Genomic DNA, 13,956 nt, shown 5'->3' on the forward strand with positions numbered 1-13,956 from the left:
GTCATGCGATCACGCCCGTTGCTCGAGCTCCGCCGTGTTCGCGCGATCGCCGGCCCGCCGGATCGGTATCCGGACGCAGAACGTCGTGCCGCGCCCGGGCTCGCTCGTCACGTCGATGGTGCCGCGATGGCGCTTGACGATGCCGTGCGATACCGACAAGCCCAGCCCCGTGCCCTGCCCGACCGGCTTCGTCGTGAAGAACGGATCGAAGATCCGCCGGACGACGTCGGGCGTCATGCCCGTCCCCGTGTCGCTGATCGCGATCGACACCTGCTCGCCATCGCTCGACGTGCGGATCGTGATCACGCCGCGCTCGGGAATCGCGTGCGCCGCGTTCACCAGCAGGTTCATGAAGACCTGGTTCAACTGCGACGGCAGGCATTCGACCTGCGGCACGTCACCGTAATCGCGCACGATGTCGGCCTTGTACTTGAGTTCGTTGTGAACGACGTTGAGTGTGCTTTCCAGCCCCGCGCGGAGATCGACCACGCTCCACTCGTCGCTGGCCGGACGCGAGAAATCGCGCAGGTCCTGCACGATGCGCCGCACGCGCAGCGCGCCGTCGATCGATTCGTCGATCAGCGTCTCGATCTCGCCGCGCACGTAGTCCAGATCCGCCGCGCGGCCCTTCGCCGTCAGCGCGTCGCGCGCGGCCGGGTCGAGCTGCGGCAGCGCGGCTTCGTGCGCCGCGATCACGTCGAGCAGGCTGTGCACCCATGTCTTCAGCGTGTTGAGGTTCGCACTGACGAAGCCGATCGGATTGTTGATCTCGTGCGCAACGCCGGCCGCGAGCTGACCGATCGACGCGAGCTTTTCCGACTGCAGCAGCTGCACGTGGGTTTCCTCGAGCACATGCAGCAGGCGCCGCTGCTCCTCCTTCTCCTGTTCGAGCCGCGTCTGCGCGGCCTTGCGTTCGTCGATCTCGGTCGCCATGTTCTCGCGCGTACGCTGCAGCATCGCCGTCGTCTGCTCGTAGCGGTGCAGCGCGCGTTCCAGTTCGACGGTGCGCATCCGCACGCGCCGCTCGAGCGTATCGGTCATCCCGCGCAGGAAGGTTGTGCGCGCATCGAAGCGGCTCAGCAACAGCGTGACGACCAGGGTCCCCGTCGTAAACAGCGCGACGGTCGTCGCGAGCCACGGCGTGTCGACGCCGTTCGCGGCCCCGCATCGCGCGTCCGGCGCGAAATGCGCGGCCGCCATCGCCGTGTAGTGCATGCCGGTGATGGCGATGCCCATCACGAAGGCCGCACCGACCCGCTGGGCGGTCGCATGGCGCGCCTGCTGCACGCGCAACGCCTGCGCGATCCAGAGCGCGGCAGTCGAAGCGATCACCGCGATGCCGATCGACGCGGCGAACAGCGCGGCATCGTAGCGGATGCCGGGTTCCATGCGCATCGCGGCCATCCCCGCGTAGTGCATGCCGGCGATCCCGGCGCCCATCAATGCGCCGCCCACGAGCAGCCGCCGCCAGCCCAGCCGTGCGCGCGTGACGACAGTCAGCGCGAAGTACGACACGAGCACCGCAATCGCCAGCGACGCGCCCGTATCCGGCCATGCGTAGCCGAGCGGAATCGGCAGCGAAAACGCGAGCATGCCGACGAAATGCATCGACCAGATGCCGGTGCCCATGGCCGCCGCGCCGCCGCCCAGCCACGCACGCTTGAGCTTCGGGTTGTCGAGCAGCGAAATGAAGGCGGCCAGGTCGAGTGTCGTATAGGCGGCCAGCGTCGCGATCGCAAGCGACAGCAGGACGAGCGGGAGATTGTAGGTGCCGTACATGATCGAGCGCCCGGATCGAGGTGAGTACGTTGCCGCGGTGCGCAGTCGTGCACCGCGGCCATCAGGCCGCGCGGCCGGGTTCAGGCCGGCGCCGCGCCCGCATTCGGCCCGCTCTGCGCCGGCTTCGCCGCGGCCTGGCCGGCCAGCACGAGGATGTCGAACGACGTCCCCTCCCGCGTCTCGAAGCGGCGCACGAGCTCGATCTGGTGCGCCGACATCACGCTGCCCTTGGTCATCAGCAGCACGCCGCGATGCGTGCGCAGATCGTCGGCGAGCTGCATCCCTTCGCGCAGCTGCGTGGACTTGATCTCCGCGACGGATGCCGCGATGCCGAGGCTCGCCGGGTCCCGCATCAGTTCGGTCAGGCCATCGACGATCCGCGGGTCGTAACGCACGCCGGCCTGCGAGCGCAACGCGTCGAGCGCCTGCTCGACCGAATGCGGCGCACCGATCTCGCCATGGCGCAGCCCTTCGAAATCGCGCGCGATCGCCAGGATTCGCGAGCCGAGCGGGATCGCGTCGCCCGCCAGGCTGTCCGGCGTGCCGCGTCCGTTGAAGCGCTCGTACTGGTGCAGCACGATCGACGCGACCTTGTGCAGTTGCGCGACCGGTGTCAGCACCATCTGCGCGCGCAGCGGATGCTGCAGGAACAGGCCGTGCTCTTCCGTCGTCATCTTCGCGAGCGGCTTGCGCAGCAATTCGTCCGGCAGCGACAACTTGCCGATGCCATGCAGCAGCCCCGCGAAGTAGACGTCCTGCGCATGCAGCTCGCTCATCCCGGAGCTCAGCGCCAGCCGCCGCGCAATCTCGCCGACCCGCATCGCGTGACCGCTGGCCGACCCGCAACGCATCTCGATCATGCTCGCGCAGACCTGGACCATCGCGGTGAAGCTGCTTTTCAGGTCGCGTTGCGCGGCTTCGAGGAACATCACGGTCTGGCCGAGTTCCTCCGTGCGTGCGCGAACCTGCGTTTCGAGATCCGTGTTGAACCGGCGCAGCGCTTCGTTCTGCGCTTCCGTCAGCGCGGCGAGCCGGGCCGCTTCACGTCGCAAACGCCGTTGCTCCAGCGCCTGTTCGAGGGTCAGCAGCAGGTCGTGATCGTCCCACGGCTTGTTCAGGTAGCGATACACGCCGCCGTCGTTGACGGCCTGCATGACCGATGCGATTTCCGCATAGCCGGTCAGCAGGATGCGCATCGTGTCCGGGTAGAGCGCTCGCGCACGGGCCAGGAACTCCGCGCCGCTCATGCCCGGCATCCGCATGTCTGACACGATCAGATCGACTTCGGTCGACGCCAGTATCTCGAGGGCCGCCTCGCCGCTTTCCGCGGTCAGGATCTCGTAACCGGCGGGCCGGAACACGCGCTTGAGCGCCGACAGCACGCTCGGCTCGTCGTCGACCAGCAGGATCGACGGCACGCCACCCGCATCGGCGGATGTCGCTGCCGCCCCGGTCGTTTCAGGTGATACCGCATTCGGTCCGTTTGTTGCAGATGTCGTCATGATTGGCCTCGGATCATGTATTTGTATTCTCTCTGCATCATCGGCATGCGCCGCGCGTTCCGTATCCGTGAAAACGCTGACGCGCTCGCCCCGACCCCACCGCGAATACGATCTACAGCGTCGCCGAACCCGGTGCACGCACGTAGTAGATGTCCCACTCCGCTTCGTCGGCCTGCACGAAGCCGTGCCGGGCATAGAAGCGGTTCGAATCGCTGCCGCGCAGCGCGCCGACGCGAACGGGCACGCGCCGCGAATCGGCGTCGGCAAAGATGCTGCGCAGCACCGCCGCGCCGATCCCCTTTCCCTGATGCTCGGGCACGATGTACAGATGGTCGAGCAACCAGTGATCTTCCTGCGGCCGGACCACGAAGAAGCCCGCGTTCACGCCATCGACTTCGATCAACCGGCATAGCGCCGGGTCGAACGACGCGAGAAACCGGTCGCGCGCACGCTGGGGATCGAAGCGGCCGATGCGCTCGAGGCTGTCGCGCATCGCGGCGATGCGGATGGCGACCAGCGTCTCGGCGTCGGATCGGGTGGCGAGGGGAAAGGTCAGGTTCATTGGCTGGTTGCGCTCATGCGGAGAAACGCCTGGCGTCTCGGCACAGGCGTCGGTCGATACTCACTCGCGACGCCGACCGGCCGGCGGCACGAACCACGCGCGTCAGGGCGTCTCGATGCCTTCCGCCCGCGTCGCCAGGAATCGCAGGTACTTGCCGTCCTCGTCCTCGAACAGCTCCGGTCCGCCTCCCATGTACGCGCGCATCAGCTCGTCGGCCGCGCGGTCGAGATCGCCCAGTTCGAACTGGCACTGACCGAGCCTCAGGTGCAGGAAAGGGTTGCCGATCGCGTTGGGGAAATGCATCGACTGGGCGAGATTGTCGCGTCCGGCCGCGTAGTCCTCTTTCAGGAAATTCGCGTCGCCGATGGCGGCCATCAACCAGGTGCCGGCTTCCCAATTGGTCTTCGGTTCGGGAAGCAGGTCGAATCCCGCCCAGAATTTCTCGAGCGCGCCTTCGTAGTCGCCGTCTTCCATCAACGCATCGCCCGCGTCGCTCAGCGCGCCGATCCGTTCGTACAGCGTGTGGTCCAGTTCTGCCATGTCGAGTCCCTGTTCCGGAGTTGAAATCGGCCCGGTGCGGCCGGTGGTTGCGATACGATCGCGGTGATTGTTTGCAGTTTTGCCGTGCTGGTCGGTCATCCGGACGGCATTCATCCAGCATACTCGAGCTGTATGACGCGCGTGCCTCGACTTTCGGCGCACCGTCGTCTGCCCGGGTGCATCGCTTGTCGCATTACACTATCTGCCGCAACGCTACGCGTCCCGAACATCCGTATTGCCGGGCCTGCCGCTGACCATGATGTGGGTCGCGCTCACCTGGCGAATTTTCGTTTGATTACCGATCCATGCTCCGCTTCGACAATCTCGGCAAGCGCTACGACCAGCGCGTCATCTTCCAGGGACTCAACTACGCATCCGGCGCCGGATGCATGGCACTGTGCGACGAAACCGGCAGTGGCAAATCGACGTTGCTCGCCATTCTCGCCGGCACCCTCGACGCGGACGAAGGCGAGGTGTGGATCGGCGGCCATTCGCTGCGCACCGCGCCGCACGATGCGAAATCCGCACTGGCGTACGTACCCGACGATTGCCTGGCGTATCCGCTTCAGACCGGCCGCGAGTTTCTCGATCTCGTGGCGGCCGGCAGGAAGACCGTCGTCGACGCCCGCACGCTCGAGCTGGCCGATCGATTCGGGCTCGGCCCGCATCTGGAGAAGCGCTTCGAGCAGATGTCGTTCGGCACCCGCAAGAAACTGTTCCTGACGGCGACGACGCTCGGCGCGCCCGCCGTCGTGATCGCCGACGATCCGGACAGCGGGCTCGATGCCGCGTCGCGTGCGGTGCTGATCGATCTGTTCAAGACGTTGGCTGCGGACCATGCCGTCTTTTTTTCGACTTACGATCCGGCGCTGGCGCGTGCCTGTGACGCAAGGGTCATCAGTTTTGCGGAGCTTGGATTCGCTGGATAGGCGGCATCGTCGCCGACGCGGTCGCGGGGAAGGATCGGGTGTGGCTGTTGGTTGGAGGGAGAACTATGCATCGACGCTCGATCGCCGTCTTTTGCCGCAAGGAAATGCGAAACAGCCCCACCCGCCTCGCACTTCCGTGACCTTCACGATACGCATGTCCGGCGCGCCGGGCCCCGATAACCGACTGTCCGCCACCCCAGCCGGCCATCGTTCGCCCCGCGCACACGCCCGGCCATGCGCCCCGTCAGGCCTTCAACGCCCCGAACACCTCGTCCAGCATCTTCTTCGCGTCGCCGAACAGCATCCGGTTGTTGTCCTTGTAGAACAGCGGATTGTCGACACCCGCATAGCCGGACGCCATGCTGCGCTTCATCACGATCGAGGTCTTCGCCTTCCACACCTCGAGCACCGGCATGCCGGCGATCGGGCTGCCCGGATCTTCCTGCGCCGCCGGGTTCACGATGTCGTTCGCGCCGATCACCATCGACACGTCGGCTTCGGGGAAGTCGGCGTTGATCTCGTCCATCTCCATCACGATGTCGTAAGGCACCTTCGCCTCGGCGAGCAGCACGTTCATGTGCCCCGGCATGCGGCCGGCCACCGGATGGATCGCGAAACGCACGTCCACGCCCTTCTCGCGCAGCGCCTTCGTGAGTTCATGCACGGTGTGCTGGGCTTGCGCCACGGCCATCCCGTACCCCGGCACGATGATCACGCTCTTCGCATCGCGCAGCAGCTCGGCCGTCTCCAGCGCGCTCACCGCCACCACTTCGCCGGCCGGCTGCGCACTGCCTCCGGCCGCCGCGGGCGCGCCGCTGCCAGTGCCGAAGCCGCCCGCAATCACGCTGATGAAGTTGCGGTTCATCGCGCGGCACATGATGTACGACAGGATCGCACCCGACGAGCCCACCAGCGCGCCGATCACGATCAGCAGGTCGTTGCCGAGCATGAAGCCGGTGGCCGCCGCCGCCCAGCCCGAGTAGCTGTTGAGCATCGACACCACGACGGGCATGTCCGCGCCGCCGATCGCCATCACCATGTGCACGCCGAACAGCAGCGACACCACCGTCATCACGATGAGCGGCGTCATGCCGTCCTGGACCGTCTCCGCATGCAGGAACGCACGACCGAACACGATCACCACCACCAGCGCGGCCAGGTTGAGCCAGTGCCGGGCCGGCAGCAGCAGCGGCTTGCCGCCGATCTTGCCGGAGAGCTTGCCGAATGCGATCACCGAGCCCGCGAAGGTCACCGCACCGATCAGGATGCCGACATAAATTTCCACTTCGTGGATCGCGTGCTCGGCGCCCGTGAACTGCACCGACGTATCGATGTAGCTCGCGAAGCCCACCAGGCACGCCGCCAGACCGACCAGGCTGTGCATCAGCGCAACCAGCTCGGGCATCTGGGTCATCTGCACCTTCTTCGCGGCGTAGAGGCCGACGGCTCCGCCGACGACCAGCGCCGCCACGATGTACGGAACGCCCTCAACCGAGACGCGCGGGCCGAGTACCGTGGCGAGCACGGCGATCAGCATGCCGATCATGCCGAGCAGGTTGCCGCGCCGTGCGGTCTCGGGATTGGCCAGCCCGCCGAGGCTGAGGATGAAGAGGATGGCCGCGCCGATATAGGAGACGGTAGTCAGATTGGAAGTCATTGTTGTCGTCTCCTTACTTGCGGAACATCGCCAGCATGCGTCGCGTCACCGCGAAGCCGCCGAACATGTTGACGGCCGTGAGCGTCAGCGCGCCCACCGCCAGGCCCAGGATCAGCCCGGACGGACGGCCCCCCGCCGCCGCGTCGCCCAACGGCGGCGCGACCTGCACCAGCGCGCCGATCGCGATGATCGACGAGATCGCATTGGTGACGCTCATCAGCGGCGTATGCAGCGACGGCGTGACGTTCCAGATCACCATGTAGCCGACGAAGCAGGCCAGCACGAACACCGTGAAGTGCGCCAGGAACGTGGCCGGCGCGAATTGGCCGACCAGCAGGAACGCCAGTGCGCCGACGGCGAACGTGATGGCGAGCGACTTCGCCGACATCGGCGCGCCGCTGCCGTGGCCGTGCCCCTTGGACGCGGTGGCCGCGACCGGCGGCGTGGCGGGCTTCGGTGCGGCGGCCGGCTGCTGGATCGGCGGCGGCGGCCACGTGACGTTGCCTTCCTTGATGACCGTGAGGCCACGGATCGCGTCGTCGTTGAAGTCGACGTTGATCGTGCCGTCCTTGCCCTTGCACAGCTCCTCGACCACGCGCAGCAGGTTGGTCGCATACAGTGTCGACGACTGTCGCGCCAGGCGCGACGCGAGATCCGTGTAGCCGACGATGGTCACGCCATGACGCACCACGGCTTCGCCCGGCACCGTCAGTTCGCAGTTGCCGCCTTGCTCGCCGGCCATGTCGACGATCACGCTGCCCGGCTTCATCGACTGCACCATCTCGGCCGTGATCAGCTTCGGCGCCGGCTTGCCGGGAATCAGCGCGGTGGTGATGATGATGTCCGCCTCCTTGGCCTGCTGCGCGTACATCGCGCGCTGCGCCTGCTGGAAGCCTTCGCTCATCACCTTCGCGTAACCGCCGCCGCCCGAGCCTTCTTCCTCGTAGTCGACCTTGACGAATTCACCGCCGAGCGACTTGACCTGGTCGGCCACTTCCGCGCGTGTGTCGTTGGCGCGCACGATCGCGCCGAGGCCCGCGGCCGTGCCGATCGCCGCGAGGCCGGCGACGCCCGCGCCGGCGACGAACACCTTGGCCGGCGGCACCTTGCCTGCGGCCGTGATCTGTCCGTTGAAGTAGCGGCCGAACGCATGGGCCGCCTCGATGACGGCGCGGTAGCCGCTCACGCCGGCCATCGACGTGAGGGCATCCATCTTCTGCGCGCGCGACAGCGTGCGCGGCAGCGAATCGATCGCCAGCACCGTGGCCCGCTTCGCGGCCAGCTGCTGCATCAGTTCAGGGTTCTGGGCCGGCCAGACGAAGCCGATCAGCGTACCGCCCTCGCGCATCAGCGCGACTTCGTCGCTGCTCGGCGGGCGCACCTTGAGGACGATGTCGCTGCGGCCCCATAGATCGGCGGCCGTCGCCACGACGTCGGCGCCGGCCGTGCGGTAGTCGTCATCGCTGAAGTTCGCGCCGGTGCCGGCACCGCTTTGCACGGCCACCGAGAACCCGAGCTTGATCAGCTTTTCGACCACGTCGGGAACGGTCGCTACGCGCCGCTCCTCGTGGGCCGTCTCCAGAGGGACCCCAATCAGTAATGTCATATCCTGAACTGTCAGTAGTGGCCGTCGCGAGGAATTACGGCCTGCGTTTTCACGTCACCCAACTCAATCCGTGTACGACTTTGCTCCGCGCGCAGCTTGGCACTACTGCGCAGATTTCACAAACGATCGATCCTCTAATCGATTGTCTTGTCAGGGCAACCGTGTTCATGCTCTTGCCTGATTATGCTGACGAATATCCGGCGTATGTTCCGATCGGATAAAACCCATCAAGCATATCCCGTGCCAGAGTCTTTCCAAAATTTATATTTTGAATCGACGCGCATTCAATCCATGAATCCCCTGTCTGGACATAACGGGCCCGGCACACTCCCGCTCACCGGCCAGCACCGCCCTGCACGGCCTGCCAGCGCGTGAATCCGTTTGAAACTCGAATAATCGGTGATCGACACACGAGCACCGGAATCGGTTTCATCGGAAATCTCCTTGCTTGTCGGCACAATGCCATTTGTCGCGCGCCAACGACATAATCCGTGTGGCCGACGCGCTTCAGTGCCGGCGAGTTTAATGGAGAACGCCGACTGACTGCCGGGCCCCATCCGGTGACGATCATTCACGCAGCGCGTCGACGTGGGCACGTATGCGGCGCGCGCCTTCCTCCGGCGTGCAGGTCGATGTGTCGATGCGCAGCGAGTAGGGACGGGAGAGGTTGCCGGTTATCCGGTTGTCTCGTTGCAGCGCTAGATCAGCTCGGCGACGCGTACGATGACGAGCGCGGCCGGAACGAGCACTGCTTGCGCACACAACGTGCCGAGCACGCGCGCGCCCGCGAGCGTCGTGATGGCGCGCCGAAAGCTGTTCTCCGAGATCCGCCCTTCGATGACGTCGTCGGTCATGACGGAAACCTGGGGGTCGATGACGACCGCCAGCACGACGGTCGCGAAACCGTTGATGACGGACGACAGGTTCGCGCACGTCACTCTCAGGTCGGGCTTCAGATAGCCCGCATACAGCGACGCAAACACGCCGACCGTCCAGATCGCCATCGCGGCGACGTTCAGCGCAATGACGCCCCATGACACACCGGCGTTCGCGGTCAGTTGCGTAACGTTCTGGCTGGAAGGCAGTCGTGCGCCGACGCGGAGGGTGTTGATACCCGCACGGCTGCACGCATCCAGCAGCAGGCGGGGAATCGAGCGATTCGCCTGGAAGTGTTCGACGGCGCGACTGAAATAACGCTGGAACGTCGGGATCAGGAACGTCCCGACGATGGTCGCCACGGTGGCGGACAGCAGGAACCATCGGAAGTCGGCCAGCAACCCGCTCCCCATCCGGTGCGCGATGTCCATTTCAACGCGTTTCGCGATGAACGGCCCTTGAAACGAATTGGCCGTTCGGGACACGAGCGCGATGATCCCGAACAACGAAAACGACAACGCGATGCGACGCGTGCGCACGCCGGCGATCCGCACGGCATAAGCCAGCGTCGCGATCACATGGATGACGAAGGTAAGCCCGCAGATGATCCAAAGCTGACTGTCCATGCTGGTGCCGCGTGCGTGACGGGATCACGAGTGTACCCGAGCGCGGCGCATCAGCCTGGCGAGGCTGCCTACGCAGGCGTAACGGTTGGGCGACGAGCGTCAGGCGCTGCCGTGGGGCGCCAGTCCGCGGGCTTCATTCAACATCCATGTCGCGAAGGCCCGCAACGGCCCGTCGGCCAGTTCGATCGGCTCGGGCAGGACGAGGCAGAAGTTTTTCTTGATCGTCTTGCCCTCCGGCCAAGGCGCAACCAGCCGCCCCTGCTCGAGCTCCGCGTCGATGTAAAGGCGCGGCACCAGCGCGACACCCAGGCCGGCCAGCGCCGCTTCGATCAGCATCGAATGAAGGTCATAGCGCGCGCCCACCGCCGAATTGGTCAGCACGATGCCGGCCTCCTGCGCATAGGCCTGCCACGCGTCGGGATTCTGTCTCCGATGAAGACGCGGCAGTGCATCCAGCGACGGGTTCGCCCCGGCGCCGGCGAGCAGCGCCGGACTGCAGACGGGCACCAGCACTTCCTCCAGCAGCGGATGCAGATGCATCCCCGCCCATGCCGGATGCTCGAAATGAATCGCTGCGTCGAAACCGCTTCCGGCCAGCAGGAACGGCTCCATCCGCTCGGCGATATGCACGGTGATGTTCGGATGCCGGTCCTGAAAATGTTTCAGCCGGGGGATCAGCCAGCGCGTGGCGAAGGTTGGAATGGCGGCGATATCGAGGCTCGCGCCTTCGATCGGCTGCCCCATCAGGTACAGGCTGTCCCGTTCGAGCCGATCCAGAATCTCGCGAACCTGTACCGCATAGCGCGCGCCGTTTGGCGCCAGCCGTACCCGATTGCCGATCCGCTCGAACAGGGTGACGCCCAGGAACGCCTCGAGCCGGCCGATCTGACGACTGACGGCCCCCTCGGTCCGTGCCAGCTCCTCGGCGGCTCGGGCAAAGCTGCCGTGTCGGGCCGCGGCTTCAAACGCCTGGAGCGCGGAATTGCTCGGGATCTTGCGGGGCATGGACGTCTCGTTGGTCGGAGTGTGTTCACCCTCAGCTTGAGCAAATGTCACTGAAGGCTGACTTTATTTCGCTTTAAGGAGCGCAATGGCGAGCTTAGCATTACGTTAACGCACTGAACATCACACGCTCCCAGATGGATGTGCATCCTGCCCAAAGGACGATCCCATGATCTACACCGTGGAATGCAGCTTCGCCGACCTCGACAGCGAAGCCGAATGGAACGACTTCTACAGCCTTGAAAAGCTGCCCGCGCTGATCTCGGTAACGGGGTTTCACACGTCGCAGCGGTTCAAGGCGATCACGGGCGGTTGCCCGGTCTATCTGGCGATCCACACGATCGACGGCCTCGATGTCCTGACCGGCGACGAATATCGCCGCAAAGGCGGCGGCAATTTCGCGAAGTGGCAACGACACATCACCGACTGGCACCGGAATCTCTACAGCGATATCGGCTGCGCGCCGGCGGTAAACGACGGTGAACATCTCGCACTGAGCGCCGGCGGCCCTGATTCGCTGATTCGATTGGGCCTCCAACCGCTGGACATGCAGGCCGTTGCGCTCGAGAAGTTTCCGGCGCGCCGTTGGCTCGCCGTCGTGCCACGGAATAGCGCGCGGCTTGTCGAAGCGCTCCCGGAAGGCATCCACCTTTACGCGCCGATGACGGAGCAGTTGACGAGCACACGCGCCCTTTCGATTGCACAGGAGTAGACCGCGATGCCGAACGTCACTTTCTCGATCGATGCGAAGCGGATGCCGGCTGATGACGATCTCGCCGAGTTGTCGCGCGACTGCGTTGAGCTCTGCACGCAGGTGCTTGAGGCTGAACTCAAGAACGTCCACGTCATTTTCCTGGCGGTTCTGCTCGGACATGGGCATCCCGTCTTCGCCGACATCCGGTATCGCGTCGGGACGCCTCGCACGCCGGAGGTCATGAACCGGTTCATGGAAGCGCTGGATCAGGCGATCGTTCGCCGCACTGGCCTCACCGCGCGCATTCGGTGCTTTGGTTACACCGCGTCGAACATTCACGCTCGCCACTAGCCGATTCGGAGCCACACGATGTCCACCCTTACCTTTCCTGTTCAGCAAGTCGGGGATTTCACGATTACCGCCATCAGCGATGGATATCTCACTGCCAGCCTCGACTTCCTGTCGAATATCGATTCGGATGACGCATCAAAAATGCAGCGTGATGCCGGACAGAAAAAGCCGGCGGCCGTTCATATCAATTGCTACGTCGTACGCGGAGCAGGCCGCACCGTTCTCATCGATGGCGGGGCTGGCGGGTTCAAGCAATGGGGTGGCCAACTCCAAACGAACCTGATGCTTGCCGGTATCGAACCCGCTGCGATCGACACCATCCTGCTTACCCATGCGCATCCCGATCATGTCGGTGGGCTGGTGAACGATGCGGGACAGGCCGCATTTCCACATGCGGAGCTGGTCGTGCATCAGCGAGAGATCAAGTTCTGGCAGGACGACGGAAATCTCAGTCGCGCCAGTGAGCGGGCTCGCGGCAACTTTGCGAAGGCGCGTCAGGTGTTCGATGTCTACGACGACCGGCTTCGCATGTTCGAAGATGGACAAGTGCTCGCCGGCATCAGCGCGTTGCCGCTGCCGGGACACACCGATGGGCACACTGGATATGTTCTTGAATCCCGCGATCAGGGCCTGCTTGTGTGGGGGGATGTGGTGCATTTTCCGCATATCCAGATTCAGCGGCCGGACGTATCGATTGCGTTCGACCACGATGCGTCGCTGGCAGCTGCTACACGGTCACGCCTTCTCGACCAGCTCAGCGCGGACGGGCTTCTGATCGCCGGCATGCATCTGGGGGAACTCGGGTTCGCACGCATCGAGCGCACGAGCGGCGGATATGGGTTGCTTTACGAGCACGAAGGCTGAAGCCACACGTGTACAGACGTGCGATGCCGCCATCCAACGCCGAAATGCATGCGTCATCCGTTTGATCCAAGTGGCGTTTTTTGAGGGTTATACGACCTTTGCGCCATCCACTTCGCGTTCCATACTGCACGTGAGGATCGAGCAGGGAAAGGCACAAACGCCATCGCGTCTTGAGCTTTCGGCCCGATCCATCACGACGTAGAAAGGAGCAGAAGATGAGGCTTAAAGACAAGTCGGCGTTAATCACCGGTGGTACCAGTGGCATCGGTCTTGCCACCGCGAAGCGGTTCATTGCGGAAGGCGCCCGCGTCGCGGTGACGGGTCGCGACGAGGCGGTGTTCGAGCGCGTGAAGGCCGAACTCGGCGAGCATGCGCTCGTTCTCAAGGGCGACGTCCGTTCGATCGAGGACATGCGGGCGATTGCCGCCGAGATCGACGAGAAGTTCGGCGGCCTGGATGTCGTGTTCGCGAACGCCGGCTGGGCGTTCCCGTCCGCCGTCAACGATATCGACGACGCGCTGTACCACGAGATCATGGACATCAACGTCAAAGGCGTGGTGTTCACGCTTCAAGCGGTGCTGCCGCAATTGCGAAAGGGCTCGTCGGTCATTCTCAACACCTCGTTCGTCGCGCAGACCGGCAAGCATGGCATCTCGTTGACGGCAGCCGCGAAGGCCGCCGTGCGATCGCTGGCCCGCAGTTGGTCGTACGAGTTTCTCGACCGGAAAATCCGTTTCAACGCGATCGCGCCCGGCGCAATCGACACGCCGCTGCTGACCAAGTGGGGCATGCCGGACGAATGGGTTCGCGACCGCAAGGCCGAGTTCGCCGACGCCATTCCGGTGGGCCGCATGGGCAAGGCCGAGGACATCGCCAACGCCGCACTCTATCTCGCCAGCGACGAATCCTCGTACGTCATCGGCACCGAACTGGTCGTCGACGGCGGCGCCTCGCAGCTTTGAGCCTGC

Annotated in this window: 13 protein-coding genes; 5 read left to right on the plus strand and 8 right to left on the minus strand. The window is 64.9% G+C overall.

Features of this window, described 5'->3' with window-relative positions; all coding sequences use genetic code 11:
* Positions 1-9: 9 nt before the first annotated feature.
* The 4 genes from CFB50_RS33305 to CFB50_RS33320 all read right to left on the minus strand — a co-directional run bounded on the left by CFB50_RS33305 (position 10) and on the right by CFB50_RS33320 (position 4,482).
* Positions 10-1,779, minus strand: a complete 1,770-nt coding sequence (locus tag CFB50_RS33305) for a histidine kinase (RefSeq protein ID WP_089448742.1) — start codon at positions 1,777-1,779, stop codon at positions 10-12.
* Between the two features lie 80 nt (positions 1,780-1,859).
* Positions 1,860-3,281 (minus strand): HD domain-containing phosphohydrolase, encoded by a 1,422-nt coding sequence (locus tag CFB50_RS33310; protein ID WP_089448743.1) that lies wholly within the window; start codon positions 3,279-3,281, stop codon positions 1,860-1,862.
* A gap of 112 nt (positions 3,282-3,393) precedes the next feature.
* Complete coding sequence (locus CFB50_RS33315) at positions 3,394-3,843, minus strand: GNAT family N-acetyltransferase (RefSeq protein ID WP_089448744.1); 450 nt, start codon at positions 3,841-3,843, stop codon at positions 3,394-3,396.
* A 102-nt stretch (positions 3,844-3,945) separates the two neighbouring features.
* Positions 3,946-4,482: a tetratricopeptide repeat protein gene (locus CFB50_RS33320; protein WP_231937812.1), complete on the minus strand. Its 537-nt coding sequence runs from the start codon at positions 4,480-4,482 to the stop codon at positions 3,946-3,948.
* A 206-nt stretch (positions 4,483-4,688) separates the two neighbouring features.
* Here CFB50_RS33320 and CFB50_RS33325 point away from each other — a divergent pair, with 206 nt between their 5' ends.
* On the plus strand, positions 4,689-5,312 hold the full coding sequence (locus CFB50_RS33325) for an ABC transporter ATP-binding protein (protein ID WP_089448745.1): 624 nt from the start codon (positions 4,689-4,691) through the stop codon (positions 5,310-5,312).
* A 244-nt stretch (positions 5,313-5,556) separates the two neighbouring features.
* On the opposite strand, the gene pntB is transcribed toward CFB50_RS33325, so the two are convergent.
* The 4 genes from pntB to CFB50_RS33345 all read right to left on the minus strand — a co-directional run bounded on the left by pntB (position 5,557) and on the right by CFB50_RS33345 (position 11,082).
* Positions 5,557-6,969, minus strand: coding sequence for a Re/Si-specific NAD(P)(+) transhydrogenase subunit beta (gene pntB / locus CFB50_RS33330; RefSeq protein WP_089448746.1), 1,413 nt, complete (start codon positions 6,967-6,969; stop codon positions 5,557-5,559).
* A 13-nt stretch (positions 6,970-6,982) separates the two neighbouring features.
* The gene (locus tag CFB50_RS33335; RefSeq protein ID WP_089448747.1) at positions 6,983-8,575 is read right to left on the minus strand and encodes a Re/Si-specific NAD(P)(+) transhydrogenase subunit alpha; all 1,593 of its coding nucleotides are present in this window, start codon (positions 8,573-8,575) and stop codon (positions 6,983-6,985) included.
* A 698-nt stretch (positions 8,576-9,273) separates the two neighbouring features.
* Positions 9,274-10,077, minus strand: a complete 804-nt coding sequence (locus CFB50_RS33340) for a lipid II flippase Amj family protein (protein ID WP_089448748.1) — start codon at positions 10,075-10,077, stop codon at positions 9,274-9,276.
* A 99-nt stretch (positions 10,078-10,176) separates the two neighbouring features.
* Positions 10,177-11,082 carry a LysR substrate-binding domain-containing protein gene (locus tag CFB50_RS33345; protein WP_089448749.1) on the minus strand — a complete coding sequence of 302 codons (906 nt, stop codon included), beginning with the start codon at positions 11,080-11,082 and terminating at the stop codon, positions 10,177-10,179.
* A 166-nt stretch (positions 11,083-11,248) separates the two neighbouring features.
* Here CFB50_RS33345 and CFB50_RS33350 point away from each other — a divergent pair, with 166 nt between their 5' ends.
* The 4 genes from CFB50_RS33350 to CFB50_RS33365 all read left to right on the plus strand — a co-directional run bounded on the left by CFB50_RS33350 (position 11,249) and on the right by CFB50_RS33365 (position 13,950).
* A complete protein-coding gene (locus CFB50_RS33350) occupies positions 11,249-11,791 on the plus strand; it encodes a sugar ABC transporter (RefSeq protein WP_089448750.1) in 543 nt (180 codons plus the stop codon).
* 6 nt (positions 11,792-11,797) lie between these two features.
* Positions 11,798-12,124: a hypothetical protein gene (locus CFB50_RS33355; RefSeq protein WP_089448751.1), complete on the plus strand. Its 327-nt coding sequence runs from the start codon at positions 11,798-11,800 to the stop codon at positions 12,122-12,124.
* Between the two features lie 18 nt (positions 12,125-12,142).
* Positions 12,143-12,988: an MBL fold metallo-hydrolase gene (locus CFB50_RS33360; RefSeq protein ID WP_089448752.1), complete on the plus strand. Its 846-nt coding sequence runs from the start codon at positions 12,143-12,145 to the stop codon at positions 12,986-12,988.
* A 215-nt stretch (positions 12,989-13,203) separates the two neighbouring features.
* Positions 13,204-13,950, plus strand: a complete 747-nt coding sequence (locus CFB50_RS33365; protein WP_089448753.1) for a glucose 1-dehydrogenase — start codon at positions 13,204-13,206, stop codon at positions 13,948-13,950.
* Positions 13,951-13,956: the final 6 nt, after the last annotated feature.

The sequence above is a fragment of the Burkholderia sp. AU33423 genome, from assembly GCF_002223135.1.
Lineage (GTDB): Bacteria > Pseudomonadota > Gammaproteobacteria > Burkholderiales > Burkholderiaceae > Burkholderia > Burkholderia lata_D.